This window comes from Nonomuraea sp. SYSU D8015 (assembly GCF_008065375.1).
In the GTDB taxonomy this organism is placed as follows: Bacteria; Actinomycetota; Actinomycetes; order Streptosporangiales; family Streptosporangiaceae; genus Nonomuraea.
Genome location: NZ_VJYI01000042.1, coordinates 1 through 21,535, shown reverse-complemented (window position 1 = coordinate 21,535; position 21,535 = coordinate 1). Strand labels below are relative to the sequence as shown.

Genomic DNA, 21,535 nt, shown 5'->3' with positions numbered 1-21,535 from the left:
CCTCGGGCCTACTCGCACGGCAGCTCCACTTCGATCGTCGTCGGGCCGCCGAGCGGGCTGGACAGCCGGAGCGCCCCGTCGACGGAGTCGATGCGCTGGGCCAGGCCGCGCAGGCCGGTGCCGCCGTCCAGCCGGGCGCCGCCGCAGCCGTCGTCGTACACGAGCACGTGCAGCCGGTCGCGCTCGCGCCGCACGTTGACCTCGGCCCTGGTCGCCGCGGCGTGCTTGGCGATGTTGGTCAGTGCTTCGGACACGATGAAGAAGGCCACCGCCTCGATCGTAGGGCTGGCGCGCCGGTCGATGTCGACGCGCAGCTTCACGGGGAAGGGGGCGCGGGCGGCGACGCCGGACAGCGCCGCGTCCAGGCCCTGGTCGTTGAGGACGGCCGGGTGCAGGCCGCGGACGAAGTCGCGCAGCTCCTTCAGCGCCTGCTTGGCCTCTTCGTGCGCCTGCGCGATGGCCTCGCGGGCCGGCTCGGGCAGGTCGGTGAGGGTGGCCCTGGCCAGGCCCAGGTTCATGGCGAGCGAGACCAGGCGCTGCTGGGCGCCGTCGTGCAGGTCCCGCTCGATCCTGCGGCGCTCGGCGTCGGCCGCGTCGATCACGCCCGCCCGGCTCTCGGTCAACGTCTCGATCCGCTGGCCCAGCTCCGACCGGCTGGGCCCGAGCAGCGTACGCGCCACCGACAGGTCCAGCGCCGCCATGCCGCGCGCCAGGATCGGCGCTAGCACCAGCAGCACGAGCCCGATGACCATGAAGATGACCACGACCCGGTTGTCCCTGAGGTTGAACACGAACTCCAGCGGCCGTTCCTGCAGCTTCTGCGGCAGGAACGCCAGCAGCCCCACGATCGCACCGCCCCACGCCACCGCCACCAGGAACGCGGCCGCCAGGCCCACGAACGGCGACAGCAGGTGGTAGGCGATCTGCCGCCACGTCGCCCGGCTGCGCCAGTTGGACGGCGTCGGCACGGGCGGGATGCGCACGCCGAGGAACGCCTCGAACCTGGAGCGCTGCACCCGGGTGAACCACGGCAGCGCGCGCCGCAGCAGAGGAGGCGCCACGATCAGGACGAGCGTCAGCTCGCCGAGCACGAGCGCGACCGGCAGACCGATCATCAGGTGCGCGGTGTCGAGCCAGGCCCGTGCCGACCACGGACGGGGGACCTTCATGCCCCAACGGTATTGAGCCGGGCGGAGGACGCGAAATGGGTCTGGTGTGCGGGTGGATGGTGGGGCTAGCCCCACCACGGTCCGCACGCGACCTGCGGAAGCCGGCCTGCTAGCCGACCTCGTGCCGGAACGCGGCGGGATCGAACGTGCCGCCGAGCGTGGCGCCCAGCCCGTGGCGCGCCACTTCCGCGAACGCCTCCCGCCCCAGACCGCCCGCCCCCTCCGGCAGGGCGCCCGCCAGAGGCCGGGCGGCCAGCATCTCCAGATCGGCCACGGTGCTGCGCTCGGCGACCCCGGGCTCCTCCGGCCACCGCCCGATGACGAGCCCGGCCAGGTCGAGCCCGCGGTGGGCGAGGACCTCCAGGGTGAGCGCCGCCTGGTTGACCGCGCCGGCTCCGGCCCCGGTCACGACGAGCACCTGCGATCTCAGCAGCCGCGCCAGGTCGGCGATGGTCGCGCCGTCCTCGTCGTACCGGTCGAGCAGCCCTCCCGTGCCCTCCACGATCACCAGCCGGTTGCTCTCGGCCAGCTCCCGCACCAGCCGCGCCGCCGACGTCATCGACACCGGTGGCATCCCGGCCGCCCTTGCCGCCGCGGCCGGGGACAGCGGCTCGGCGAACCTGCACAGCTCGAACGTGGTGGTGACGCCCGCGAGCCGGATGACGGCGTCGAGATCGCCCGCCTCGCCCGGCGCGACACCCGTCTGAGCGGGCTTGACCACGGCGACGGCGGCGCCGCGCCCTCTGGCCAGCACCGCCACGGCCGCCGTCACGATTGTCTTGCCCACTCCGGCGCCGGTCCCTGTGACGACGAGGATGCTCATAGTCCCAGCGTAGGCCCGTACTCGCGCGCTTCAGGGAACGTCACGGCCATCCGTCGCGACGGGTCTCCTCCGAGCGGGACGATCGAGGGGCCGCTACGGCCTGCGGAGGCGGGTGACGAACTTGTAGCGGTCGCCGCGGTAGAGGGACTGCGCCCATTCGACCGGGTTGCCGTCGGCGTCGAAGGCGTGGCGGGTGAGCAGGAGCATCGGGAGGCCGACGTCGACGCCGAGGGCCTTGGCGTCGTACGGGGTGGCCAGGACGGTCTCGATGATCTCTTCGGCATCCGTGAGGCGCACGTTGTAGGCGTTGTGCAGCGTCTCGTAGAGCGACGAGTGCACTTCCAGCTCCCGCCGCAGCCTCGGGAAGCGCCGCGCCGACAGGTGCGTGGTGTCGATCGAGACCGGCTCGCCGTTGGCGAGCCTGAGGCGGTGGATGCGCAGGACGCGCCCGCCCGGGTTGATGGCCAGCCGGCGGGCCAGCGCCTCGTCCGCGGTGATGTAGCCCATCTCGAGGATCTTGGTGTCGGGTTCGAGGCCGGCGGTGCGCAGGTCGCCGATGTACGAGGTCAGCTGCAGCACCTGCGCCACCTTCGGCTGCGCCACGAACGTGCCCTTGCCCTGGATGCGCAGCAGCCGCCCCTCGACCACGAGCTCGGTGAGCGCCTGGCGGACCGTGGTGCGCGAGGTCTCGAACCGTACGGCCAGCGTCCGCTCCGGCGGCAGCGCCGTGCCCGGCGGCAGGCTCTTGGTGAGCTCCAGCAGGCTGCGTTTGACGTCGTAGTACTTCGGTACGCGGGGGCTGTCGTCTGTCACGCGCTCACCTTCACTTCTGCCACGGCGGTGAGGCGTGTCTGATCACCGCGAGATCATCGGAACTCACATCGGCCGGGGCGGTCAACCGCCGGCTGTCGCGGCCCCTCAACACCGAGTGCCTGGCATGCGGAAGTCCGGGCTGCTCAGGCTGATGGTGAAGGATATCCACAGCATCGCGCGCGACCGCAACCGAGGGTCCCGCAGCGGACGCGTCCCGCGGCCCGGCGCAGGTCTCGAGACCCGCACGCCCTGTGTCACGGTGGTACCACGTGCCCGTGAAGATCACCTCCGGCTCGCCCCGCACAGCCCCGCCCCGGGACCCGAACGACTTCAGCAGTGTGACGCTTTTCACAATAGGAGATTTCGCAAAAGACCAGTTGGGTGAACGATGCCGTATCCGTGTTCACTGCGCGAGCACGCGGGCGTGCGGTGGCCCACGGCGGAGTACTGCCCGCTCATGATGGTGCGCATTCCTTGAGGGGTTCGGTTTGGTTCTGGCGGGGGAAAGCACGCATGATGCAGTCGTGCCGACTCTCAGCGACCTCGTCGCCCGCCACACCGCTCTCGACGGCGCGGATCTCGACTGGCTGCACTCGCTCGTCTCCGACTGGCAGCTGCTGGCCGATCTGTCGTTCGCCGACCTCATCCTGTGGGCGCCGCTGCTGGGGGAGAACGGCTGGATCGCGATCGCCCAGATGCGCCCCACCACCGGCCCCACCGTCTACCACGACGACATCGTCGGCACCGTGGCCGCCAAGGGCGAGCGCCAGCTCATCGACACCGCGTGGAACGAGCGCCGCATCTGCCGCGAGGGCGACCCCGACTGGTCCACGGGCGTCCCGGTCAGGGAGGAGACGATCCCGGTCCGGCGCGGGGTCGAGGGCGGCGAGGGCCGCTTCCTGGCGGTGATCCAGCGCTCCACGAACCTGTCCTCGGCCCGCACGCCCTCCCGCCTGGAGCTGACCTACCTGCAGAGCGCCTCCGACCTGGCGCAGATGGTGGCCGAAGGTCGCTTCCCGTTCTCCGGCGAGGAGCCGATCCTGGTCCGCTCGCCCCGCGTCGGCGACGGCCTGCTCAGGCTCGACCGGGCCGGCCGCGTCACGTACGCCTCGCCGAACGCCCTGTCCGCCTACCGCCGGCTCGGCCTGCACGCCGACCTGGTCGGCGCCGAGCTGGGCCGGGTCACCGCCACGCTGTGCTACTCCGACGAGCCGATCAACGAAGACCTCATGATCGTGGCCAGCGGACGCGCGGCAAAGGAGACCGAGGTCGAGTCCGGCGGCACGATCGTGCAGCTCAGGGCCATCCCGTTGATCGTCGGCGGCGGTCGCATCGGCGCGCTGGTGCTCATCAGGGACGTGACCGAGCTGCGGCGGCGCGAGCGCGAGCTGATGACCAAGGACGCCACGATCCGCGAGATCCACCACCGGGTGAAGAACAACCTGCAGACCGTGGCCGCGCTGTTGCGCCTGCAGGCGCGGCGGCTGCAGGTCCCGGAGGGCCGGGAGGCGCTGGAGGAGGCGGTGCGCAGGGTCGGTTCGATCGCGATCGTGCACGAGACGCTGTCTCACGCGCCGGAGGAGTTCGTCGACTTCGACGAGATCGCCGACCGCGTGATCGCGATGGCGGGGGAGGTGTCGTCGCCGGAGGTGGCGGTGACGCCGCGGCGCGTCGGGGCGTTCGGCGTGCTGCCGTCGCTGATCGCCACACCCCTTGCCATGGCGCTGACCGAGCTGTTGCAGAACGCGTTGCAGCATGGGCGGCCCAAGCGGCTGGAGGTGGTGGTGGAGCCGGCGCTCGACCGGCTCAACGTCACCGTGTGGGACGACGGGCGGGGTCTGCCCGGGGGCTTCGACCTCGACAGCTCCACCAGCCTCGGCCTGCAGATCGTCCGCACGCTGGTCGAGGGCGAGCTGTCGGGCAGGATCTCCATTCAGCCGCGCGTCGAGGGCGGCACGGAGGTCGTGCTGTCGATCCCGCTCCCGGCTGCGTAACAGGGGGACTGGGTCAGACGGCGGTGGCGCGAGCGCGGGCGCGGGCCGTGCGGCGCTTGAGCGCGCGACGCTCGTCCTCGCTCAGGCCGCCCCAGACGCCGGCGTCCTGGCCGGACTCAAGGGCCCACTTCAGGCACGCATCCATGGCCGAGCAGGACCGGCAGACCTGCTTGGCCTCCTCGATCTGCATGAGGGCGGGGCCGGTGTTGCCGATCGGGAAGAACAGCTCGGGGTCCACGTCACGGCAGGCAGCTCGGTGGCGCCAGTCCATGCGTCCACTCCTTAGTAGATGAAGCCTTTGGTCGGCTCCGTGCGGCTACTACTTTGTGAAGAGTTTCACTAACTCCCGCGAACGAGTACCCGGATCCTGTTGGGGACCGGGGTCGTCCGTTTGACGGCCGGAGGACCCTTGGGGCTGTTAAAGGTCCTACGTTCCGACGTCAGTAGTGAGCTTTTCAGCCACGGAGAGTGCACGCAAGGGGGTTCGGGCGAAGTTTTGGCTGATATGGATGTCGGATGCGTCACACAATGACCGAATGTAACCGGCTAGACCAGAACTTGTAACGCGTTCGGTGTAGACCGGAATGTTACGATTTCACGTTCACCCAGGTAGTCACCGTCCAGCTGAAAGGCCACAGGGCGGTCCGCGGTGAGCGTGAACTCGGCCTCGTCGTGGAGCTGGACGAGGTGCCGGCCGGACGGAAGAGCGTCACTCTCCGTGAGGATGTGCCGGAGCACCGGCGCGAGGGCGATCGGCCCCATCCGGCGCAGCCCCAGGACGTCGAGGCCGGTCTCGAAACTCGCCCACGGGGTCGGGCGCACGGGCCTGCTGCCGACGTACGTCCACGGTGAGGTGTTGGAAATGATCGCCATGTAGATGCCGTGGGCGGCGGGGATGCCGGGACCGGTCAGCGTCATCGCTGGATGCCGCTTGTCCGTGGCCAGATAGTGCCGTAGAGCCGTGTTGACATACCGTGCCGGGGTAGCCTTGCGGCCGGTGCCTCTCAGGCCCTCTACGGCCCGTACAACCTCTGCGTCGTACCCCATGCCCGAGCAGAACGTGAAGTAGCGGCTCTGCCCCTCCCAGAGGGCCTGGCCCAAACCCACGGTCCTGCGCCGGCCCTCCCTGAGCGCCTCCAGCACCGCGCCCGTCGACTCGACGGGATCGTTGGGCAGCCCCAGCGCGCGGGCGAAGACGTTGGCGCTGCCGCCGGGGATGACGATGAGCGCGGGCCGGCCTTCGCTCGGGTCGGCAAGAGCGGGGGCGTCGTCGCCGTTGACCGGGTTGAGCAGGCCGTTGACGGTCTCGTTGATCGTCCCGTCGCCACCGAGCACCGCCACCACGTCGTAGCCCTTCGCACGGGCGGTGGCCGCCAGCGCCGCCGCGTGCCCCCGGTAGCGGGTCTCCTCGACGGTGAGCTGCACGGCCGCGCCGAGCGCGCGGATCAGCACGTCCCGTGTGCGGGCGTTCGTCGTCGTGGCCTTGGGGTTAACCAGCAGCATCGCGCGCATATCGCCAGGGTAGCCCGTGATCGGCGGGCGCAGATCGGCCGGAAGCCGGACCGCCGGGGAGGCCGGGTAGTGTACGGGCGTGAACCGTCGCCCGCTCACTCTTCTCATCGCCGCCGCCATCGTCGCCCTGGAGGGGCTGGTCGCCCTCGGGCTCGGCGTCTACGTCGCGGTGGAGACCCTGATCGGGAAGCCCGACGACATGACCACCGCGGCGGCCGAGGCGGGGTTCGGCGTGCTGGTCGGCGCCGGGCTGCTCTGGGTGGCCTGGGGCGGCCTGTTCAAGATGGAGCGATGGGGGAGGGCGCCGGGCGTGCTGACCCAGATCTTCATGGTGCCCGTCGCGGTCACGCTCATCCAATCCGGCCAGCCGCAACTGGGGATCCCCCTGCTCGTGATCGCCGTGGCCGGGCTCGCCACCCTGCTGGCGCCCCCCACCACGCACGCGCTCTACGGCGACGGCTAGGTCGTCTCCCAAAAGGACCCCGGCTCATCGCCGCCGTCACCTCCCGATCCCTCCCCATTGGGGTGGCGGAGGTACGCGAGGCCGACCGCGGAGACGCGCCGGCGCCTGTCAGTCGTCGGCCGTCAGCCCTTCGCGCAGCTGCGCCAGCGTGCGGGCCAGCAGGCGCGAGACGTGCATCTGCGAGATGCCCAGCTCGGTGGCGATCTGCGACTGCGTCATGTTGCCGAAGAACCGCAGCAGCAGGATGCGCTTCTCGCGCGGCGGCAGCCGCTCGAGCAGCGGTTTGAGCGACTCGCGATATTCGACGCCCTCGAGCGACTCGTCCACGATGCCGAGCGAGTCGGACACCGCCGGGGCGTCGTCGTCGCCGGAGTCGGGCGCGTCCAGGGACACGGTCGAATAGGCGTTCGCCGACTCCAGGCCCTCGAGCACCTCCTCCTCGGTCATCTTCAGGTAGGAGGCCAGCTCGGCCACCGTCGGGGCGCGGCCCTCGCGCTGCGACAGATCGCTTATCGCCTTGGTCAGCGAGAGCTTGAGCTCCTGGAGGCGGCGCGGCACGCGGACCGCCCAGCCCTTGTCACGGAAGTGCCGCTTGATCTCGCCGACGATCGTGGGCGTGGCGTAGGTGGAGAACTCCACGCCGCGGTTGAGGTCGAAACGGTCGATGGACTTGATCAGACCGATGGTGGCGACCTGGGTGAGGTCGTCGAGCCACTCGCCCCTGTTGCGGAAGCGACGAGCCAGGTATTCGACCAGGGGAAGGTGAAGCTCGACCAGCTCGTCCCTGATGCGTTGGCGGCGCGGCTCCTCGGGGCCCAGCTCGGCCAGCTCGGCGAAGAGCTGACGGGCGCGCACCCTGTCGGGCACGGCGTGTTCGCTGGTGGCCATGGCTCCAGTCCTTTCCGTCACGCCGGCCCCGCCGTTCTTTGGGCCGCGCCTCGGCGCTTGCGCAGGACGATCGCCATGCGATCGGGGGAGTCGGTCACCGCGTCGACGTCGTCCGCGAGGGCGGTCAGCACCATCCAGGCGAAGTCGTCGCGCTTGGGCGCGGAGCTGCCGACCGTCGCCACCTCGACCCGGACCTGCATCTCCTGCCCGGTCAGCTCGAACTCGGCGGTCAGGTCGGTGCCGGGCACCGCCTCGCTCAGCAGCATGGCGCACGCCTCGTCGACCGCGATCCGCAGATCCTCGATCTCGTCCAGCGTGAAGTCAAGCCGCGCCGCCAGCCCGGCGGTGGCCGTACGCAGCACAGACAGGTAGGCGCTCGCGGCGGGGAGCCTGATGCTCACCACGTCGCGGATGCCGGCCACGCCCTCCGCGCGCGTCTCGGTTTCCTCGGTCACGTTCCTCCTCGCATATCCGACGCCAACTGCAACTTACCGCCCCGGAGAGGTGCTTGGACGAATCAGACTCGCCATCAACGGAAAAGGCTCTGTGCGGCCACGACCGCACAGAGCCTTATGTGCCGTTTTAGGCCGCCTTCGTCTCCCAGAAGATCTTGGAGATTTCGTCGATCTTGCCCAGCAGGTCCTCGGCCTTGGAGACGTCCACCGTGCCCTTGGCGCCGGCGGCGCCCGCGAGCTTCGTGGCATCCCAGAAGAGCTGGTGGAGCTGGGGGTACTGCTCGAGGTGCGGAGGCTTGAAGTAGTCGGTCCACAGCACCCACAGGTGGTGCTTGACGAGCTCGGCGCGCTCCTCCTTGATGGTCAGCGCGCGGGCGCGGAAGACCGGGTCCTCGTTGGCCGCGTACTTTTCCATGATCGCCTTGACCGACTCGGCCTCGATGCGGGCCTGAGCGGGGTCGTAGACCCCACAGGGCAGGTCGCAGTGTGCGGAAGCGACATGCTTGGGTCGTAGCAGTCGTGCGAGCATCAGAAAGTCCTTCCTGGATGCTGAATCAGCTTGGTCCACAACCGACCTTACTCGGGTCGGAACTCCTGGGGAGTAGGGGGTCATGGCGCATGAGAGTGCGTGTCGAGGGCGATTCGATGCGGCCCGTGCTGCTTCCCGGCGACTGGCTCCTGGTGCGCAGGAACGCCAGGGTCCATCCCGGTGATCTCGTGGTGGCCAGACTGCCGGAGGATCCCGACCGGCTGATCGTCAAGCGGGCGCAGTGGCACGGGGCGGACGGGTGGTGGCTGGAGAGCGACAACCAGCGGGCCAGCGGGCGGCGCGACAGCTGGGACTTCGGGCCGGTCCACGACATCGTCGGCCGCGTCGTGCTGCGTTACTGGCCTCTGCTGCGGCGCCGGCCGCGGCGTTAGGAGGCGCTCTTGCGGCGGGCGCGGAAGGCGGCGACGTTCGCGCGGCTGGCGCAGCGGGCCGAGCAGTAGCGGCGGGAGCGGTTGGAGGAGGTGTCGAGGAACGCACGGCCGCAGCGCGGCTCCAGGCAGCGGCCCAGCCGGTCGGCGCCCAGCTCGGCCACGACCGCGGCCAGGCCCATCACGGCGGTGGCCGCGGGGTCCTCGGCCAGGTGCAGATGCCAGCCGCCGCCGTCGTGGTCGGTCAGCTGAGGGCGTACGGGATAGCGCACGAGCAGCGCGTTGAGCAGCTCCGCCACGGCCCGCTCGTCGCCCGCGGCGTCGAACACCGCGGCCAGTTCGTCCCTGAGCCGGACGAGGCCGGGCGGCGGCGCGGGGTCGTTGGCCAGGCGGACCGCCCACTCGGCGTAAGAGGTGAGGTCCATGCCGGAGTATTACACAGCCGGCACTGATCGCGGCGGGGGCGCCGAAGGAGCGCCCCCGCCGTCGATGCCCGGTCAGCCCTCCGGGTGCAGGACGCGACGCAGGAACGTGCGGGTGCGCTCCTGGCTCGGCGCGCCGATCACCTGGGCCGGCGCACCGTCCTCGACGATCACGCCGCCGTCCATGAACACCACCCGATCGGCCACTTCCCGCGCGAACCCCATCTCGTGGGTGACCACCAACATGGTCATCCCCTCCTCCGCCAGCTTGCGCATGACGGCGAGCACGTCGCCGACCAGCTCGGGGTCCAGCGCCGACGTGGGTTCGTCGAAGAGCATCAGATCCGGGTTCATGGCCAGCGCCCTGGCGATCGCCACCCGCTGCTGCTGCCCTCCCGACAGCTGCGCCGGGTAGGAGTCGCACTTCTCGCCGACGCCGACCTTGTTCAGGTTGTCCCTGGCGACGACCTCGGCTTCCTTCTTGCTCCGCTTCAGCACCCGCTGCTGGGCGATCATCACGTTCTGCAGCGCGGTCATGTGCGGGAACAGGTTGAACTGCTGGAAGACCATGCCGATCCGGCGGCGTACGGCGTCGATGTCCACGTCGGGGTCGGTGACCTCGACGCCCTCCACGAACACCTTGCCCCGGGTGGGCACCTCCAGCAGGTTCACGCAGCGCAGCAGGGTCGACTTGCCCGACCCCGACGGGCCGATGACGCAGACCACCTGGCCGGGGTCGACCGTCATGTCGATGCCCCTGAGCACCTCGTTCTTGCCGAAGTACTTGTGCAGGTCCGCGAGCTCGATGGCGTGCGTCATATGGTCCTCCCCTTACGTCCCTCCAGCCGCGTCACCAGGTATCCCAGCGGGATGGTGACGATCAGGTACGTCAAGCCCGTGATCATGATGGGCGTGGCGTTGGAGTGCGTGGAGGCCAGGTCGTTGCCGAACTTGGCCAGCTCGACGTACTGGCTGGACACTCCGAGGAACAGCACGAGCGAGGAGTCCTTGAGCAGCGCCACGAACTGGTTCATGGTGGGTGGGATGACCATGCGGATGGCCTGCGGGATGACCACGGTGAACTGGGCCCGCATGGCGGACATGCCCAGCGACCGGGCCGCCTCCGTCTGCCCCTTGGGCACGGCCTGCAGGCCCGCGCGGAAGACCTCCGCCTGGTACGCCGCGCCGACCATGCCGAGGCCGAGAATGCCCTGGCCGTAGGTGCCGAAGGGCACCTGGAACCCGGGCAGCGCCAGCGGCAGGTAGTTGATCAAGAGGAAGATCAGCAGTGCGGGGAGCCCGCGGAAGATCTCGATGTAAACGATCGCGATCCAGCGGTACGGCCGTACCTCCGACAGCCGCATGAGCGCGAGCAGCAGGCCCAGCAGGAACGACAGGGCGAAGCCACCGATCGTGTAGATGACCGTGTTCCGCAGGGCGATGGTGAACAGCTCGGGCAGCGTCGTCCTGGCCACGTCCGGCTCGGCGAAGCTCTCGGCGAGCTTGCCCCAGTCGGCGTACAGGATGAGGGCGACGAGCGCGACGACCAGGATGACGTACTGGACGCCCCTGCTGATCTGCCGCTTCTTCCGGGGGCTGAGCCTGGCGCGGGCAGGCTCAGCCGTCTTCGGCTGGTCGGCCATGGATCAGCCCAGCTCGCCGGGCTTCTTGCCGAACCACTTCACGTAGATCTTCTCGTAGGTGCCGTCTTGCTTGGCCTTGGTGATCTCATCGTTGATCGTCTTGAGCAGGACCGGGTCGGAGCCCTTCTTCAGGCCGATGCCGTACTGCTCACCGGTGTCGAGGCTGCCGATCAGCTCGAACTTCGCGGCGATGTCCGGCTTCTTCAACCAGGTGAGCACCACGGGGAGGTCCTGGATGATCACGTCGGACTGTCCGGCCTGCAGGGCCAGCAGCTCCTTGGAGGAGTCGGCGTACTCGGTGGGGTCGAAGCCCTGGCCCTTCACGTAGTCGAGGCCGGTGGTGCTGGCCTGGGCGCCCAGCTTGAGCCCCTTGGCCTTGACGTCCTCCAGGGACTTCGCGCCGGTGCCCTTCTTGGCCAGCAGCGCCTGGGTGGCGTCGAAGTACGGGACCGAGAAGTCGATGTTCTTCTGACGCTCGGGGGTGATCGTCATGCCGGCGGCGGCCACGTCGCACTTGTTCGACGCCATGGCGGCGCCGCTCTTGATCACCGCGAAGTCGATGTCGACGATCTCTTGGGTCACGCCCAGCTTCTTCGCGGCCAGGTCGACGATGTCCACGTCGAAACCGACGATCTTGCCGCTCGCGTCCTTGAACTGGAACGGCTCGTACGGGATGTTCGTGCAGACCGTGAGCTTGCCGGGCTGGACCAGCTTGGCGCCGCCGGCAGCGGTCGCGTTCGCACTGGTGGTGCCGGAGCTCGAGCCGGTGTCGCTGCCGCACGCGGTCAGCGTGAGCGCAGCGGCCAGGGCGAGCGCGCCGGCGGCGTAACCACGGCGGCCCTTAGTACTGAGGGCCATGTACGGCCTCCTAGAAGTGAAAAGTCATGAAACTTGCTTTTTGTGCAGTTTAAATGGGGTTTTGCTGCGGTCCGTCATCGGCCGTTTAACGATGCGTCAACGGAACGGCGTCGGCGCCGACACCGAAGCCATCTCACCATGTGGCACTATGGGATCACGGGTGACCCCCGAACCCCCCTCACGAGATGATCGCCGAGGGGATCCTGGCAGCTACCGAAGCCAGCCCGCTCGCGCTCGTCCGCCGAAGGTTCTTCCGCTTCCGATGACTACAGGGGTCGCTGTGGCTGCCACGCCCGCTTCTGCATCCGTCGAAACACTCGATCTCGACCCGGCCTTCGCGCTGCACCGCGGAGGCAAGCTCGAGGTTCGCTCCGCCGTTCCCGTCCGCGACGCGGACGACCTGTCGCTCGCCTACACGCCGGGCGTGGCCCGGGTCTGCACCGCCATCGCCGACACGCCCGCGCTGGTCAACGACTACACCTGGGTCTCCAGGGTCGTCGCGGTGGTCTCCGACGGCACCGCCGTGCTCGGCCTGGGCGACATCGGCCCCTCCGCCGCCATGCCGGTCATGGAGGGCAAGGCGCTGCTGTTCAAGGAGTTCGCGAACGTCGACGCCGTCCCGATCTGCCTCGACTGCACCGACGTGGACGACCTCGTCGAGACCGTCGTGCGCCTGGCGCCGTCGTTCGGCGGCATCAACCTCGAAGACATCAGCGCGCCCCGCTGCTTCGAGATCGAGGCCCGCCTGCGCGACCTGCTCGACATCCCCGTCTTCCACGACGACCAGCACGGCACCGCCATCGTGGTGCTCGCCGCGCTGCAGAACGCCGCCCGCCTGACCGGCCGCCCGCTCGGCGACCTGCGCGCGGTCGTGGCCGGCGCCGGCGCCTCCGGCGTCGCGGTCACCCGCATCCTCCTGGAGGCCGGCATCGGCGACATTGCGGTCTCCGACTCCAAGGGCCTGATCTACGAGGGCAGGGAGGGCCTCAACCCGGTCAAGGAGGCACTGGCAGGCGACACCAACCGGGCCGGCCGCACCGGCTCGACGGAGGAGGCACTGGCGGGCGCCGACGTGTTCGTGGGCCTGTCCGGCTCCACCGTGTCCGAGCAGGCCATCGCCTCCATGGCCGCCGGCTCGATCGTCTTCGCCCTGTCCAACCCGACCCCCGAGGTCCACCCGGAGGTCGCCGCCAAGCACGCCGCGGTCGTCGCCACCGGCCGCTCCGACTTCCCCAACCAGATCAACAACGTGCTGGCGTTCCCCGGCGTCTTCAGGGGCGCCCTGGACGTCCGCGCCGCCAACATCACCGAGAACATGAAGGTGGCCGCGGCCGACGCGCTGGCGGGCGTCGTCGGCGACGACCTCGCGCCGACGTACGTCATCCCGAGCCCGTTCGACGAGCGCGTCGCGCCCGCCGTCGCGGCCGCCGTGGCCGCGCAGGCCCGCGCCGACGGCGTCGCCCGCGCCTGAGCGCTCCGCGGCGGGGACCGAACGGTTCCCGCCGCAGGTCGGGGCCGCTTTGCGATTGCCCGGCGTTCCCTTGGGTACGTGAGGATCCCCGCCCGAGACGGAGCCGCCACCTGCCTGCCCGCGCACAGCGCCGGCGGCGGAAGGAGCACGGAGTTTGGACAAGCTTTGGAATCTGTCATAAACCCTTTACGCAAGGTGCTATAACTGTAGCTCTCTGTAATGATGTCGGCGGCCCACTCCTGTGACGAGGAGAGCGATGGAACGCGAGCCGAATCGACTGCTGCAGCAGCTCATCGTAGAGGCGGGTTTCTCCCACAAGGGATTGGCCAGACGCCTCAACGATCTCGGAGCCGCACGTGGCACGCCGGGTCTGAAGTACGACCACAGCTCGGTGCTGCGCTGGATCGGTGGCCAGCGCCCGAGGGACCCGGTCCCATGCCTGCTCACGGAGATCTTCGCGATGCGGCTGGGCAGGCCGGTCACCTCGGAGGACCTCGGGATGCCGGCCATCATTACACCCCTCGATCTCGGGCAGGAGTTCACGCACACGTGGCAGGAGGGGGTCGCGACTGTGACCGCGCTGTGGCGGGCCGACGTAGAGAGACGGAGGTTTCTGATCGACTCGACGTTCGCGATCGGAGCAGGCTCCGTCGGAGCCATTCGCTGGTTGACGTCCCCGTCTGAGGGACGCCTGAGCGGCACGGGAACGCGGCGCGTCGGCCGCGCCGACATCGCCGCCATCCACGAGGTCACCCGGTCCTTCGGTGAGCTCGACAACCGTTTCGGCAGCGGCCGCGTCCGCTCGTCCGTCGTCAAATACCTCGACACCGCCGTCTCGCCCCTGCTCAAGGAAGGCTCGTACGACGAGGCCACCGGCCGTCAGCTGGCCGCCGCGGCCGCCCAGCTGACCCGCCTGGCCGGCTGGATGGCCTACGACATGGAGCAGCACGGCCTGGCCCAGCGCTACCTCATCCAGGCACTCCGCCTGGCCAGGGGCGCCGACGACCAGACCCTGGGCGGCGAGATCCTGGCCGGCATGGCCCACCAGGCGATCTACATGGGCCAGCCGGCCCACGCCCTCGACCTGGCCCGGGCGGCCCAGCTCGCGGCCCGCAGCGCGGGCGTCAACACCCTGCTGGCCTCCGCGCACGTCCTGGAGGCCCATGCCCACGCCGGGCGCGGCGACGCCCGCGCCTGCGGCGCCTCCCTTTTCGAGGCCGAACGCGCCTTCGACGCACGCAGGCCCGCCGACGAGCCCCCGTGGCTCGGCTACTTCGACGAGGCCTACCTGTCCGCCAAGTTCGCCCACTGCTTCCGCGACCTGGGGGAGGGGGAGCGGGCCGTCCGCCACGCGCGGCGCTCGCTCGACATGGACTCCCGGTACGTACGGGGGCGCATGTTCAACCTGTCACTGCTGGCCGCCGGGCTGGTGCAGTGCGGGGAGCTGGAGGAGGCCTGCTCCGTCGCGGCGAGCGCCATGACGCTGGCCGCGGAGCTGCAGTCGGCGCGGTCCCGGTCGTACGCGGCCGATCTGCGGCGGCGGCTGGAGCCCTACAAGAACGAACGACCGGTGCTGGCACTGCGGGAGCACGCCAAAGAGCTCACCGCGGTATGAATCGGTCCCCCGAAGACGGGAACGGCCCGGAGCATTCTCCCCGCTCCGGGCCTTCCTCACCGCATTCCCAGGTTCACTGCAGGAGCTCGCCCTTGGGGCTGACGATCGCCTTCGTCTGCGCGTAGTTGGCCTTGTTGTAGACCGCGGCCACCTCGCCGTCGAAGTACGCGGAGCTGATGAAGTCGATCCGCTGGTTGCCGTCCTGGTCGTGGAACATGCTCGTCACGCCGTTGACGTAGCCGCTGCGCTTGTTGTTGTCGTACCGGATGAGCCAGGGGCCGCCGTCGGCGCCGGGGGTCATGGAGCACTTGAGCACCTGGTGGGTCTCCACCTTGAACATGTTGACCTGGTAGGTCTTGGTGCCGGTCTTGCCCATGCAGTACTTGGGGGTCAGGCCGGAGAACGGCTTGTTGCCGTCGGGGTGCGGGGCGCTCGGGTAGCCGAAGGCCACGACCTTCTGGCCCATCGGCTGGTTCCACGCCATGCCCTGGCCGCCGACGACGTCACCGAGCCGGCCGAAGTCCTTGGCGAGGCCGATGATGTAGTGGGCCTCGTAGTACTTACGCGACGTGCCGGGCTTGACCCACTTCTGCGTGTAGTAGTGGGTGATGATGTAGTTGCCGACCTTGTCGGTGCCCTTGTCACCGGGTCCCTTGTAGGCGTCCCACTCGGGCTTGGTGACCTGCTCGACGACCGGCTCGCCGAACTTGAAGCCCTGGCCCTTGCCGACCTTGGCCGCATCGTAGGCCTCCTTGGAGACCTCGACCTTCTCCAGGACGGCGCCGGGGTAGTCGGGGCCGACGAGGTCAGCCGGCTTGTCCTCGCCCTCCGACCAGCATTCGCCGAGGTTCAGCTGGCACTTGAGGAATTCCTTGGAGTCGATCTCACGCGGCTTGATCCACTTGTCGCCGGCCCACTCCTTGAACTCCTTGTGCGACACCTCCTTCTCCCCGGCGAGGGAGAAGCCGTTGTGGACGGCCACGAACGCGTAGTCGCCGTCGTAGTCGTCGTAGGTGTCGAGGTCGAAGGCGGTGAAGGCGTACGCGCCGGCGTAGACGCCCCACGGGGCCCTGCCCTGGTAGTAGCCGGGGACGAAGACCCACTTGTCGTAGACGTCGTCCTTGCCGTTCGCGAACACGCAGTGTCCCGCGGTGACGACCAGGTTGCGGTGACGCGACTGGATCGAGGTGGCCGAGCACCAGCGGTACTTGCCGGCCTTGTCGATGAAGAACACCTTGCCGACCGTCTTCGGCAGGTTGATGTTGTTGACCTTGGTCGCGGCGCCGGTCGAGCCCGTCGGGGCGGTCATGCCCGGCTTGCCGTCGTCGGGGGTCTTGCTCTGGGGGCTCACGAGCTTGGGAACCTGCTTGAAGTCCCAGTGGTACTGCGTGGCCTTGCGCAGAGCTGCTCCGTTGGCGTCGAGCCAGAAGTAGGCGTTGCTGTAGGCGTCAGCTGGCTTCGGTGCGAGGGGGTCGGTGGCCCAGTGAGGTTCCGCGCTGGCGGGAAGGGCGAGGCTGGCGGCGCTCAGGCCGGCGGCGGCGAGGGGGATGAGCAGGCGCTTCAACGGAGGCTCCACAACGGTTGTCAAGAAGTGCGTAAAGACCCTATCGACCCATTAGTCACTCTGGTAAGGGTTCTTCTCAGATTTCTCACCAAAAAGGCCAAAGGGCCCGGCTGGCGGCCGAGCCCTTTGGTACTGACTGCTGAACGAAGACCAGGTCTACGTCCGATCGGCAAACTACGGGATGAGCTTGCCGGACCACGCCTTCGCAGCGGCGCTGTAGACCAGGTTGGTCTCGCCGTCGAAGTACGCGGTCGTGATCGTGTCGTAGCGCTTGTTGTCGTCGGTGTCGGCCATGAGGCTGGTGACACCGTTGACGTAGCCGAGACGCTTGGCGTTGCTGTACTTGTACAGCCACGGGCCACCGGACGAGCCGGCGGTCATGGCGCACCGCAGCGCGACGTGCTCCTCGACCTTGTACTTCGGAGCCTGGTAGGTCTTCGTGCCGGTCTTGCCGTAGCACCACTTCGGCGTCACGCCCGTGTAGGGCTTGTTGCCGTCGGGGTGCTCACCCTGCGGGTAGCCGAACACGCGGACGTACTTGCCGGTCGGCTGGTTCCACGCGAAGCCCTGGCCACCAACGTTGTCGCCGAGGCGACCAACGCTCTTGACCTCGTGGACCACGATGTACGGCTCGAGACGGATGTAACGAGCGACCTTACCCTTCTTGTACCACTGCTGCACGTAGTAGTGCGTGATGGTCGAGTTGGTCCGCTCGTCCAGCGCAACGGTACCAGGGTAGTCCTTGGTCGGGGCCGGCAGCGGCCGACCGGGCCGCCAACGCGGGTCCTGCTTCTTGATGTACTCGATGGCCTCGTTGTAGGTAACGTGCTCGACGATGGGCTCGCCGAACTTCTTACCGTTCCCCTGGCCGACACCAGCAGCGTCGTACACCGCCTTGGTGACCTCGACCCGGTCCACCACAGCGCCGGGGTAGTCCGGACCAGTGGCCTCGTCGGACGAGCCCGGGTCCACGTCGTAGTAGTCCGTGGTCTTGGGGTCGAGCTTGCCCTTCTTGTACTCGTCCTCGGTGACCGTGACGTCCTTGACGAACTTCTCGCCCTTGTACTCCTTGTAGGTCTTCCAGTCGACCAACTTGGGCTTGTTCAGGGTGCCGCCGATACCGTCGTAGACGGTGACGAAGGCGTAGTCGCGGTCGAGGTCCTCGTAGACGCTCAGGTCGTAGTGGGTGAAGGCCTGCTTACCCACGTAGATCCCGTAAGGAGTCTTGCCCTGGTAGTAACCGGGGACGAAGACCCAGCGGGACACGACCTCGTCGTTGGCAGCCAGGTCGTACACGCAGTGACCGGCCGTGGCGACCAGGTTGCGGTACTGCGACTGGATCGAGGTGCCCGAGCAGTAGTAGAGGTTGCCGTCGCGGCCCTCGAAGAAAACCTTACCGATGGTCTTCGGCAGGTTCACGTTCTGAACCTTGGCGGTGACCTTCTTCTCCCCGCCAATGGGCTCGGCGATGCCCGGCTTGCTGTCCGGGGTATAGCCACCCTTGGCCGAGATCTTGGGAACCTCGAGGTAGTCGGGGCTGAAGGCCTTGGCGCCCTTCAGAGCCGCGTTGTTGGACTTGGTCCAGAAGTCCAGGACCTCGGCCGCCTTCGCCTGGGTCTCAGCCAGGTGCGCGCTGTCGACGGTCGGCTCGGCGGCCTGGACGGTGCCGGCCAGACCAGCAGCCAGCAGACCAGTGGCCAGAACGGCGCCACCGGCCGGGAGGAGGATGCGCTTCACAATGAACTCCTTGCGCTGTCGTGGAACGCCTCTTGCGTCCCATGCGTCAGTAAAGGGATAGCCAGGAACCTACAGTGTCGATCTTGAACTCGGGTAGTCGCTTTGACGGGAAAAGAGGCGACAAGTCGGTCGTGATCGTTCTGTGATGTTTAAGTGGCTGATGCGCAGGAGTCGAAGGAGGCCTGCCTCTCACCTGTTTGCCCTGATCAACATAAGGGAGTTGTTAGTGTGACTCGCGGGGCGGAGGCGTCCTTCCTGTCCGGCTCGATCGTCCGATGTGACGCACATCACATCGGATCAATGGCACCGTCTGGGCGCGCCGTGCGTCCAAACGCCTTCACTTTCCGGGCCGGGAAAGCAGAAGGGCCCGGCGGATGCCGGGCCCTTCGCTTGGAACGGTCGTACGAACGGCTCAGAGCCGATCGCTGTCCGTCACTCAGACAATCTTGCCCGACCAGACGTTGGCCGCAGCCTTGTAGACCGTGTTCGTCTCACCGTCGAAGTACGGCGAGGAGATGTAGTCCACGCGGCCGTTGCCGTCCTGGTCGTTGAAGGTGCTGGTGACACCGTTGACGTAGCCGAGGCGCTTGGCGTTGCTGTACTTGTACAGCCACGGGCCACCGTCGGCGCCCTCGGTCATGGCGCACTTGAGGGCGAGGTGCTCCTCGATCTTCTTGGCGGCGGAGCCGACAAGCTTGGCCGAGGTCTTGCCGTAGCACCACTTGGGCGTGATGCCGGTGTAGGCCTTGTTGCCGTCGGGGTGCGGCGCGGCCGGGTAGCCGAACACGCGGACGTACTTGCCGGTGGGCTGGTTCCAGGCGAAGCCCTGACCGCCGACGTTGTCGCCCAGACGGCCGGCGTCCTTGACGAAGCCCTCGACGATGAAGAACACCGTCTTGTAGAACTTGGTGTCCGAACCCGGCCTGTACCACTGCTGCACGTAGTAGTGCGTGATGGTCCAGTTGCCACGGGCGTCCTTGACGACCTTGGCCGGGTACTTCTCCGGGTCCTTCTTCTGCTTCTCGAGGTAGGCAGCGGCCTCGTTGTCGGTCACGATCTCGGTGACAGGCTCACCGAACTTGAAACCGTTGCCCTTGCCGACCTTGGCCGCCTTGTAGGTGGCCTCGTTGACCTCGACCTTGCCCACCACGGCGCCCGGGTAGTCGGGACCGGTCGCCTCAGGCGCCGTGCCCCTCTTCACCCAGCACGCAACAGTCGACGTGGGGTCGAGCTTGCACTTGCGGAACTCCTCGCGGCTGATCTCGACGTCCTTGGCATCCTTGATGCCCTGGTACTTGTCCCACTCAGCCTTGGAGACCTGCTTGGGCGTGCCGCCACCGATGTGGACGCCGTTGTACACGGTCACGAACGCGTAGTCGCGGTCGTAGTCCTCGTACACGTCGAAGTCGTAGTGGGTGAAGGCCTGCTTACCCACGTAGACGCCCCAAGGAGCCTTGCCCTGGTAGTAACCGGGGACGAAGACCCACTTGGACACGACCTCGGTGTTGTTGGCCGTGTCGTACACGCAGTGACCGGCCGTGGCGACCAGGTTGCGGTACTTGGACTGGATCGAAGTGGCCGAACACCACCTCTTCTCGCCCTTGCTGTTGACGAAGAAGACCTTGCCGATGGTCTTCGGCATGTTGACGTTCTGGACCTTCGTCGCGGCCTTCTTCTCCTGGCCGATCGGAGCGGTCTGGCCCGGCTTGGTGTCCGAGCTGTAGCCGCCCTTGCTCTGCAGCTTGGCGACGTCCTGCTTGTCCCAGACGTTGGACTCGGTGGCAGCCTTCAGGGCAGCACCGTTGTTCTCCATCCAGAACTGGGCGATGGCCTTGGCGTTGGCGGCGCTGGTGGCCATCGGGTCCTTGGCCGTGGTCGGGTCGGCCTGGGCCGAGCCGGCGAGACCGGCGGCCAGAAGACCGGTGGCCATGATCGCGCCACCGGCGGGGATGAGGATGCGCTTCAAGGGAACTGCTCCTTGGTCTGTCGTGGGTCGCATCGTGCGTCCCATGCGTCAGTAAAGGGATGGCAAGGAACATAGCGCGGTGATCTTCGCAGGTGGAACCCGGTTTGAGGGGTCTGGTAGGCGCCGTTACCTGCGTGACCGTTCCGTTATCTGTCAGGAATCTTTCCGTGTTGTTATCGGAAGGAGATGTTTTTGCAGGGTATGCAGGGGGTGTGGCGTGTGGGACGAAAGTTCCGTTAGTGTGATGTTACGTTGTGTAGTCACTTGAATGTGACATAGATCACAGGAACCAAATAGGGAGCCGGATCCGTCTAAGTCGCTCGATCTTCACAGCTGATCTTCAGATTCGATCTCAGATGTCCGGATTCATCTTAATTGTCCGTATGCGGGCCCTCGGGAAGACGGTCACAGTGCTTGGCTCGCTATGAGTGCAGCCGGCGTTCCTGTCCATGCAGCACCCAAGGGTGCGGCAAGGGTTGCCGGTGGAGGGAAAGCTTGGGTCAAGGCTGCCGGCGACTCCCCGGCTTCTATGGGGCAGATCCTGAACCCTGGCCACCCCAAGACCTCGAGGGAGTGCCGTTAATAGCCGCTCGGTCGTGAGAAGACGAGCCAGGGCGCCCGCTTCCGCCTGTGTGCCGAGCTGGCGTGCGCGCGTAGACCGTTGGTGGGCCTCACGAACAGGGCTAGCAAGCTGCGTGACCGTCTGGTTGGCGAGAAGCTCGACGTGCGGTCGTCGGCACCGTTCGATCAGGTCTGACGTAGGCGATGTCAGGTAAGTCCGGTAAGTCGCATTCCGTGCCCGACTGGTAGCTGCAATGGATCTTGTTGCCCGATCATGGTGAAGTTACGCTTTGCCCGTTTGGTAGCTGCTCCGAGCCGCACGGGCCAGGACGTCCAGGTCTGCCGGGTGGGGTGGAGCGACGTCTGGCATCGGCAGATGCCCCTCGTTGTGGTTCGGAGTGTGACGGCGTATGCGCCGGAATTTGGCATGGGCTCGTTCGGGACGCGCATCCGCCGCGGTCGCGGTCATTCTCATGAGTCTGCTGCCCGGGCTGCTATTCCTGCAGTCTTTACCGTCGGCTGCCGATGCGGCCTCGCCTGCGGCAACTAACGAGCTTGAAGGCGTGATGTCGTCCAGGGCTGACAGGTGACGGTCCTAGCGGTATGCCTGGCCAATGAGGTATCCGCAAGGCGGTGGACTGACAGCCGAGCGGCGTGCGTTCC

General features: G+C 67.9%; 20 protein-coding genes. 5 read left to right on the top strand and 15 right to left on the bottom strand.

Translation table 11 applies throughout. The features are described from left to right. Positions 1–8 precede the first annotated feature (8 nt). From ID574_RS57075 to ID574_RS57065, 3 genes are all read right to left on the bottom strand, one after another. Entirely contained in the window at positions 9–1,169 is a 1,161-nt protein-coding gene (locus ID574_RS57075; RefSeq protein ID WP_188197462.1) for a sensor histidine kinase, read from the bottom strand. Positions 1,170–1,278: 109 nt separating this feature from the next. Then, entirely contained in the window at positions 1,279–1,992 is a 714-nt protein-coding gene (gene bioD / locus ID574_RS57070; protein WP_188197461.1) for a dethiobiotin synthase, read from the bottom strand. A gap of 93 nt (positions 1,993–2,085) precedes the next feature. Further along, on the bottom strand, positions 2,086–2,805 hold the full coding sequence (locus ID574_RS57065; protein ID WP_127936225.1) for a GntR family transcriptional regulator: 720 nt from the start codon (positions 2,803–2,805) through the stop codon (positions 2,086–2,088). A 524-nt stretch (positions 2,806–3,329) separates the two neighbouring features. Between ID574_RS57065 and ID574_RS57060 the strand changes: the two genes are divergently transcribed. Next, on the top strand, positions 3,330–4,799 hold the full coding sequence (locus ID574_RS57060; RefSeq protein ID WP_188197460.1) for a PAS domain-containing sensor histidine kinase: 1,470 nt from the start codon (positions 3,330–3,332) through the stop codon (positions 4,797–4,799). Between the two features lie 13 nt (positions 4,800–4,812). On the opposite strand, the gene ID574_RS57055 is transcribed toward ID574_RS57060, so the two are convergent. Both ID574_RS57055 and ID574_RS57050 read right to left on the bottom strand, forming a co-directional pair. Then, positions 4,813–5,070, bottom strand: coding sequence for a WhiB family transcriptional regulator (locus ID574_RS57055; RefSeq protein WP_188197459.1), 258 nt, complete (start codon positions 5,068–5,070; stop codon positions 4,813–4,815). A 275-nt stretch (positions 5,071–5,345) separates the two neighbouring features. Further along, positions 5,346–6,311 carry a diacylglycerol/lipid kinase family protein gene (locus tag ID574_RS57050; RefSeq protein WP_188197458.1) on the bottom strand — a complete coding sequence of 322 codons (966 nt, stop codon included), beginning with the start codon at positions 6,309–6,311 and terminating at the stop codon, positions 5,346–5,348. Between the two features lie 79 nt (positions 6,312–6,390). Here ID574_RS57050 and ID574_RS57045 point away from each other — a divergent pair, with 79 nt between their 5' ends. Beyond that, positions 6,391–6,774: a hypothetical protein gene (locus tag ID574_RS57045; RefSeq protein WP_188197457.1), complete on the top strand. Its 384-nt coding sequence runs from the start codon at positions 6,391–6,393 to the stop codon at positions 6,772–6,774. Between the two features lie 108 nt (positions 6,775–6,882). On the opposite strand, the gene ID574_RS57040 is transcribed toward ID574_RS57045, so the two are convergent. From ID574_RS57040 to sodN, 3 genes are all read right to left on the bottom strand, one after another. After that, positions 6,883–7,662 (bottom strand): RNA polymerase sigma factor SigF, encoded by a 780-nt coding sequence (locus ID574_RS57040; RefSeq protein WP_188197456.1) that lies wholly within the window; start codon positions 7,660–7,662, stop codon positions 6,883–6,885. A gap of 17 nt (positions 7,663–7,679) precedes the next feature. After that, a complete protein-coding gene (locus ID574_RS57035) occupies positions 7,680–8,117 on the bottom strand; it encodes an ATP-binding protein (RefSeq protein WP_188197455.1) in 438 nt (145 codons plus the stop codon). Between the two features lie 127 nt (positions 8,118–8,244). Beyond that, positions 8,245–8,646 carry a superoxide dismutase, Ni gene (gene sodN / locus ID574_RS57030; protein ID WP_223168142.1) on the bottom strand — a complete coding sequence of 134 codons (402 nt, stop codon included), beginning with the start codon at positions 8,644–8,646 and terminating at the stop codon, positions 8,245–8,247. Between the two features lie 89 nt (positions 8,647–8,735). Here sodN and ID574_RS57025 point away from each other — a divergent pair, with 89 nt between their 5' ends. Continuing rightward, positions 8,736–9,038 (top strand): S24 family peptidase, encoded by a 303-nt coding sequence (locus ID574_RS57025; protein ID WP_188197454.1) that lies wholly within the window; start codon positions 8,736–8,738, stop codon positions 9,036–9,038. Here the strand turns inward: ID574_RS57025 and ID574_RS57020 are convergent. From ID574_RS57020 to ID574_RS57005, 4 genes are all read right to left on the bottom strand, one after another. After that, the gene (locus ID574_RS57020) at positions 9,035–9,460 is read right to left on the bottom strand and encodes a CGNR zinc finger domain-containing protein (protein WP_188197453.1); all 426 of its coding nucleotides are present in this window, start codon (positions 9,458–9,460) and stop codon (positions 9,035–9,037) included. The genes ID574_RS57025 and ID574_RS57020 overlap by 4 nt on opposite strands. Before the next feature lie 72 nt (positions 9,461–9,532). Continuing rightward, complete coding sequence (locus ID574_RS57015; protein WP_188197452.1) at positions 9,533–10,276, bottom strand: amino acid ABC transporter ATP-binding protein; 744 nt, start codon at positions 10,274–10,276, stop codon at positions 9,533–9,535. Beyond that, positions 10,273–11,100: an amino acid ABC transporter permease gene (locus ID574_RS57010; protein ID WP_188197451.1), complete on the bottom strand. Its 828-nt coding sequence runs from the start codon at positions 11,098–11,100 to the stop codon at positions 10,273–10,275. Before ID574_RS57010 ends, ID574_RS57015 begins: the two co-directional genes overlap by 4 nt. A 3-nt stretch (positions 11,101–11,103) precedes the next feature. Beyond that, complete coding sequence (locus ID574_RS57005; protein ID WP_188197450.1) at positions 11,104–11,958, bottom strand: ABC transporter substrate-binding protein; 855 nt, start codon at positions 11,956–11,958, stop codon at positions 11,104–11,106. 262 nt (positions 11,959–12,220) lie between these two features. Here ID574_RS57005 and ID574_RS57000 point away from each other — a divergent pair, with 262 nt between their 5' ends. Continuing rightward, positions 12,221–13,429, top strand: coding sequence for an NAD(P)-dependent malic enzyme (locus tag ID574_RS57000; protein WP_188197449.1), 1,209 nt, complete (start codon positions 12,221–12,223; stop codon positions 13,427–13,429). A 256-nt stretch (positions 13,430–13,685) separates the two neighbouring features. Further along, positions 13,686–15,044 carry an NsdA family TPR-like regulatory protein gene (locus ID574_RS56995; protein ID WP_188197448.1) on the top strand — a complete coding sequence of 453 codons (1,359 nt, stop codon included), beginning with the start codon at positions 13,686–13,688 and terminating at the stop codon, positions 15,042–15,044. A 73-nt stretch (positions 15,045–15,117) separates the two neighbouring features. Here the strand turns inward: ID574_RS56995 and ID574_RS56990 are convergent, their stop codons facing one another. From ID574_RS56990 to ID574_RS56980, 3 genes are all read right to left on the bottom strand, one after another. After that, positions 15,118–16,608, bottom strand: coding sequence for a trypsin-like serine peptidase (locus ID574_RS56990; protein ID WP_188197447.1), 1,491 nt, complete (start codon positions 16,606–16,608; stop codon positions 15,118–15,120). A 174-nt stretch (positions 16,609–16,782) separates the two neighbouring features. Beyond that, positions 16,783–18,345 carry a trypsin-like serine peptidase gene (locus ID574_RS56985; RefSeq protein WP_188197446.1) on the bottom strand — a complete coding sequence of 521 codons (1,563 nt, stop codon included), beginning with the start codon at positions 18,343–18,345 and terminating at the stop codon, positions 16,783–16,785. Positions 18,346–18,781: 436 nt separating this feature from the next. Further along, complete coding sequence (locus ID574_RS56980; protein WP_188197445.1) at positions 18,782–20,311, bottom strand: trypsin-like serine peptidase; 1,530 nt, start codon at positions 20,309–20,311, stop codon at positions 18,782–18,784. Positions 20,312–21,535 lie beyond the last annotated feature (1,224 nt).

Bases quoted from the DNA above. Each gene is read 5' to 3' on its own strand.
- ID574_RS57020 (WP_188197453.1), bottom strand. From the start codon at position 9,460: ATGGACCTCACCTCTTACGCCGAGTGGGCGGTCCGCCTGGCCAACGAC.
- ID574_RS57000 (WP_188197449.1), top strand. From the start codon at position 12,221: ATGACTACAGGGGTCGCTGTGGCTGCCACGCCCGCTTCTGCATCCGTC.
- ID574_RS57040 (WP_188197456.1), bottom strand. From the start codon at position 7,662: ATGGCCACCAGCGAACACGCCGTGCCCGACAGGGTGCGCGCCCGTCAG.
- ID574_RS57050 (WP_188197458.1), bottom strand. From the start codon at position 6,311: ATGCGCGCGATGCTGCTGGTTAACCCCAAGGCCACGACGACGAACGCC.
- sodN (WP_223168142.1), bottom strand. From the start codon at position 8,646: ATGCTCGCACGACTGCTACGACCCAAGCATGTCGCTTCCGCACACTGC.
- ID574_RS56995 (WP_188197448.1), top strand. From the start codon at position 13,686: ATGGAACGCGAGCCGAATCGACTGCTGCAGCAGCTCATCGTAGAGGCG.
- ID574_RS57005 (WP_188197450.1), bottom strand. From the start codon at position 11,958: ATGGCCCTCAGTACTAAGGGCCGCCGTGGTTACGCCGCCGGCGCGCTC.
- ID574_RS57055 (WP_188197459.1), bottom strand. From the start codon at position 5,070: ATGGACTGGCGCCACCGAGCTGCCTGCCGTGACGTGGACCCCGAGCTG.
- bioD (WP_188197461.1), bottom strand. From the start codon at position 1,992: ATGAGCATCCTCGTCGTCACAGGGACCGGCGCCGGAGTGGGCAAGACA.
- ID574_RS57075 (WP_188197462.1), bottom strand. From the start codon at position 1,169: ATGAAGGTCCCCCGTCCGTGGTCGGCACGGGCCTGGCTCGACACCGCG.
- ID574_RS57015 (WP_188197452.1), bottom strand. From the start codon at position 10,276: ATGACGCACGCCATCGAGCTCGCGGACCTGCACAAGTACTTCGGCAAG.
- ID574_RS57025 (WP_188197454.1), top strand. From the start codon at position 8,736: ATGAGAGTGCGTGTCGAGGGCGATTCGATGCGGCCCGTGCTGCTTCCC.
- ID574_RS57010 (WP_188197451.1), bottom strand. From the start codon at position 11,100: ATGGCCGACCAGCCGAAGACGGCTGAGCCTGCCCGCGCCAGGCTCAGC.